Source organism: Aeromonas finlandensis (assembly GCF_000764645.1).
Taxonomy (GTDB): Bacteria; Pseudomonadota; Gammaproteobacteria; order Enterobacterales; family Aeromonadaceae; genus Aeromonas; species Aeromonas finlandensis.
Genome location: NZ_JRGK01000362.1, coordinates 1 through 4,339, shown reverse-complemented (window position 1 = coordinate 4,339; position 4,339 = coordinate 1). Strand labels below are relative to the sequence as shown.

Annotated in this window: 5 protein-coding genes; 1 reads left to right on the top strand and 4 read right to left on the bottom strand. The window is 58.3% G+C overall.

Annotated features, from left to right (window positions below; translation table 11 throughout):
* Window positions 1-215, top strand: a 215-nt coding sequence (locus LD28_RS23745; protein ID WP_206538781.1) for a hypothetical protein, incomplete at its 5' end; no start/stop codon positions are given.
* A gap of 61 nt (window positions 216-276) precedes the next feature.
* Here LD28_RS23745 and hemG read toward each other — a convergent pair.
* The 4 genes from hemG to pepQ are packed head-to-tail and all read right to left on the bottom strand — an operon-like array spanning window position 277 to window position 4,242.
* Window positions 277-801: a menaquinone-dependent protoporphyrinogen IX dehydrogenase gene (gene hemG / locus LD28_RS0121785; RefSeq protein ID WP_033138961.1), complete on the bottom strand. Its 525-nt coding sequence runs from the start codon at window positions 799-801 to the stop codon at window positions 277-279.
* A 7-nt stretch (window positions 802-808) separates the two neighbouring features.
* Window positions 809-2,266 (bottom strand): TrkH family potassium uptake protein, encoded by a 1,458-nt coding sequence (locus LD28_RS0121780; protein ID WP_033138960.1) that lies wholly within the window; start codon window positions 2,264-2,266, stop codon window positions 809-811.
* Between the two features lie 36 nt (window positions 2,267-2,302).
* The gene (locus tag LD28_RS0121775; protein ID WP_033138959.1) at window positions 2,303-2,920 is read right to left on the bottom strand and encodes a YigZ family protein; all 618 of its coding nucleotides are present in this window, start codon (window positions 2,918-2,920) and stop codon (window positions 2,303-2,305) included.
* Entirely contained in the window at window positions 2,920-4,242 is a 1,323-nt protein-coding gene (gene pepQ, locus LD28_RS0121770) for a Xaa-Pro dipeptidase (protein WP_033138958.1), read from the bottom strand. The genes LD28_RS0121775 and pepQ overlap by 1 nt, the downstream gene beginning before the upstream one ends.
* Window positions 4,243-4,339 lie beyond the last annotated feature (97 nt).

The window sequence follows — 4,339 nt, the reverse complement described above, 5'->3', positions numbered from 1 at the left end:
GAGGAGGCGCATATTACGCTTCTCACTTCGAAAGTCAAGCGATTGTTTTCGCTTTTCTTTCGGCGCCCACTGCACCAGGAAGCTGGCTCATCAGTTCGGCGTGTTCCGCCGTGCTGGTAGGGGCGCATTATAGGGAGCCGCGCCGGGATGACAAGAGGAAAACTGCAAAAAATGGCACTTTTTGCAGTTTTCCGGTTCAACCGTTGTTTAATTGAACAAAAGCCCCGCTTCAGCGGGGCTGTTTCAGGCAATAAACCTTGAATTTACATCAGGCTGCTACCTTTTTGACCAGAATTCGCGTGCAAAGCTGCGCACCTTTTCCCAATCGGTAAATTCAATGTCCTTACTGGTGTCTGTACTGCCCCCGGTGATCTTCATGATCAGCTGGATGATTCGAGTCTGCCACCAGTTATAGCGGGAGTACTGCAGCGCACCGGCAAACACGCCTAGGGTTTTCGGCTTCCACGGAGAGAGGCGCAGGAACTTCTTCATATAGGCATTGGTTTGCGGCGTCTGCTTCTCTGGCTTGCGGGCAGTCAGGTTGACACAGAAGAAGGCCGCATTGGCCACCTCCAGCTGCTCCTGATGGGCATGAATAAAGCTGAACAAGCTGGGGTGGAAGTTGCCATAACGAATGGAGGCACCGATCAAGACCTTGGCATACTTGCTAAGGTTGCACATCGGCAAGGTGTGCAGGTCGTGCATCACCACGTCGCATCCCGGCATCTGCTCCAGCATGACATCGACTATTTTGCGGGTTTGACCATCCCGAGAGGAATAAAGCACCAGAATCTTGTCCATAACAACCTCAACTACGCCAGAATGCAGGAGTAAACAGTACCAGAAGCGTGAAAATTTCCAATCGACCAAACAACATGGCCACCACCAGCACCCACTGTGCCGCTGGCGAGATATTGCCGAAGTTGGCAGAGACCTCTCCCAGACCCGGCCCCACGTTGGTGAAGGCTGCCGCCACGGCGGTGAATGCGGTCACTTCGTTCAGCCCCGTCATCAGCAACAGCAGCATGAATATAAAGAAGAGAATGATATAGGTAGCGAAGTAGCCCCACACCGCTTCGACGATGCGCTCGGGCACCGCCCGATTCCCCAGCTTCAAGGTATAGATGGCTCTGGGGTGGACCAGCCGCTTCAGCTCACGCATCCCCTGCATGAACAGGATCATGAAACGCATCACCTTGATGCCGCCGCCGGTACTGCCCGCGCAACAACCGATAAAGGCGGAGAACATCAGCAGCATGGGCAGGAATGAGGGCCAGTCTGCATAGGTAGTGGTGCTGTAGCCGGTGGTGGTGCCCAGCGAAACCGCCTGGAACAGCCCGTGATTGAGCGCCTCTTGCCAGGTGGCATAGTGCCCGTGGGTCAGCAAGGCGATAAAACAGATCATCACCAGAGTCACCTGAATAGCCAGGAATACCTTGAGTTCCGCATCATAGAGGTAGCGCCCGAGCCGAACCGGACGGTGGGAGAAAACGGTAAAGTGGAGCGCAAAGTTCACGCTGGCCAGTAGCAGGAACACCACGGTAATCAGGTTGATGACCGGACTGTTGAAGAAACCGATACTGGCATCGTGGGTGGAGAAGCCACCGACCGACAGGGTCGAGAACGAATGGCACACCGCATCGAACAGCGTCATCCCGGCCAGCCAGTAGGCCAGCGCACAGAGCGCGGTCAGCAGCAGATAGATGAACCAGAGCGCTTTGGCCGTTTCGGCGATACGCGGCGTCACCTTGGTATCCTTCACCGGCCCCGGGATCTCGGCACGGTAGAGCTGCATCCCCCCGATACCCAGCAGCGGCAGCACGGCGACCGCCAGTACGATGATCCCCATCCCCCCGAGCCACTGCAGCAGCTGGCGGTAGAACAGAAATGCCTTGGGCAGATTATCGAGCCCGGTCAATACTGTCGCCCCTGTGGTGGTCAGGCCGGAAAAAGATTCGAAGAAGGCCTCCGAGACCGACATGTCCGGCACGTCGCTAATGATGAAGGGCACCGCCCCCACACTGCCCAGCACGGTCCAAAACAGCACCACGATAAGGAAGCCCTCTTTCGAGCGCATCTCTTTCTTGTGATAACGGTTGGGGAACCAGAGCACCACGCCAAGCAGCAGGGCAATAAAAAAGGAGTTGATGAACTCGGCACCACCCCCATCCCGGTAGCCGAAGGCCACCAGTGCAGGCAACAGCATGGTCGAGCTGAACAGCGCAACCAGCAGGCCAACAATGCGAATGATGCTCAGGATGTGCATTACAGCTCCCTTTCCCCAATTAAAGAGCGATGGATTCTAGCCATCTAAGGGGCTGAGGGATACCCGTCCATGAGTCCGGTCGGTCAATTCACGGTCCACCTGAGCCCAAACCGAGGACTCCCACGCCACCTGCAAGGTGACTTGCTGACCGTAATCAGCCGCCAGCAATTCGCCATTGTGACTGCTGATCAGCGACTCGACCGTCCCCATGTCACCGTAATCACAGTGAATGAGAGAGGGAGTGCGCGGCACCTTGAGCAAGGTGGTCAGCTGCTTGAGGGCGGCACCGACACCGCCTCCATAGGCTTTGACCAATCCACCGGTGCCAAGCTGGATGCCGCCGTAGTAGCGCACCACCACGGCGCAGATTTCACCGAGCCCCGACCCCATCAACTGGGCCAGGATCGGCTTGCCCGCCGTACCGGACGGTTCGCCATCGTCGCTGAAGCCATAGACCTGACTATCTTGCGGCGCGCCCGCCACAAAGGCCCAGCAGTGATGGCGAGCGGTCGGATGTTGGCGCTTGATCTCGTTGACCCACCCCTTGGCCGCCTCGACGGTCGGGGTGTGGACAATCAGGGTAATGAAGCGGCTCTTCTTTATCTCTTCGGTCAGTTCCAGCGGGGCGGCCGGAATGGAGTACGCTGCCGCCATCAGAGCCCTGCTTGTCTGGTCATGTTCTCCACCCCGTTGGCGTGCAGCACTATGTTGTCTTCGATGCGGATGCCGCCAAACGGCCGCAGTGCCTCAACCTTGTTCCAGTTGACCCGTTTGCCCTGTTCGCCCTGACGCAGCGGCTCCAGCAAACTGTCGATGAAGTAGAGCCCCGGCTCGATGGTGAACACCTGATCCACCTCCATCACCCGGGTGCAGCGCAGATAGGGGAACAACTCGGGCGCCGCCAGGTGAGTGCCGCGCTCATCCTGCATGAAACCACCGGCGTCGTGTACCTGCAAACCGAGGAAGTGGCCGAGGCCGTGAGGGAAGAAGACGTTGGTCACCCCGGTGTTGATCATCTCGTCCACCGACATGTCCACCAGTTCGGTGGTCTGCAGCAGGCGCGCCAGCTTGTGATGCATCTGCAGGTGCAGCTCGCTGTAACGGCGACCCGGTTTGATCTCCTTGATGATCTCCTGCTGCTGCTCGTCGAGGGCAGTAATCAGATCGGCAAACTCGCCACGCCGCCACGCCCAGGTACGGGTGATGTCGGAGGCATAACCGTGAAAATCGACACCGGCATCGATCAGGAAGGAGTAGCGCTCCGCATCCGGCACCCGCAAGGCAGACAAGTGGGTGTAGTGAAGGATGGCCGCATTGCGGTTGATGGCGACGATATTGCCGTAGGGCGCCTCGTTGGCCCCCTGCCCGACCGCCTTCATGTAGGCCAGATTGATCTCGAACTCGCTCGCCCCCGCCATGAAGGAGTCCTTGGCGGCGATATGGCCGCGCACGCCGATCCGGTTCGCCTCACGCAGACACTCCAGCTCGTAGGGGGTCTTGTAGGCGCGGTGATAGTGCAGGTAGTTGAGCACTGCCTCCGGATTGGGCTGGGTCAGCCCCAGCAGTGAGGCCACTTCCAGATGGCCGCCCAGATAAGCCCACTCCTGCTTGTTGGCAGGCAGATGGTCGGCCACCTGCTCCGGTCGGGTCAGGAAACGGATATCGAAGAACTCGACCCAGAAGGCATTGGGCAGATCCGCCACCTTGTGCCAGAAATCGACCGGACGATAGAACAGCAGGATTGGTTTGTTCACCCCGTCCACCAGCAGCCAGCAGTGGGGATTGTCCAGCACAGGCAACCAGGCCTTGAAATGCGGGTTTACCTTGAACGGGTAATCCTGATCGTCGAGGAAGATGCGGTGGGTCTGGCCGGAGTGGATGGCCAGTCCGCTAAGCCCCTGTTGCTGCAGAATGTCGCGGGTGCGCTGCTGCAAGGTATCGAGGTGCTGGGCAAAAAGTTGGCTGTAGCTGCTCATGGCGTCCTGCTCCGAGGTGAATGTGATTGCAGCATAACATCAAGCGCTTGGCGGCTCGACCCGTCAAGCTACCGCTTCGTGAGGTAACGCATACGTT

Coding starts and splice junctions, on each gene's coding strand:
- hemG (WP_033138961.1), bottom strand. CDS start 801: ATGGACAAGATTCTGGTGCTTTATTCCTCTCGGGATGGTCAAACCCGC.
- LD28_RS0121780 (WP_033138960.1), bottom strand. CDS start 2,266: ATGCACATCCTGAGCATCATTCGCATTGTTGGCCTGCTGGTTGCGCTG.
- LD28_RS0121775 (WP_033138959.1), bottom strand. CDS start 2,920: ATGGCGGCAGCGTACTCCATTCCGGCCGCCCCGCTGGAACTGACCGAA.
- pepQ (WP_033138958.1), bottom strand. CDS start 4,242: ATGAGCAGCTACAGCCAACTTTTTGCCCAGCACCTCGATACCTTGCAG.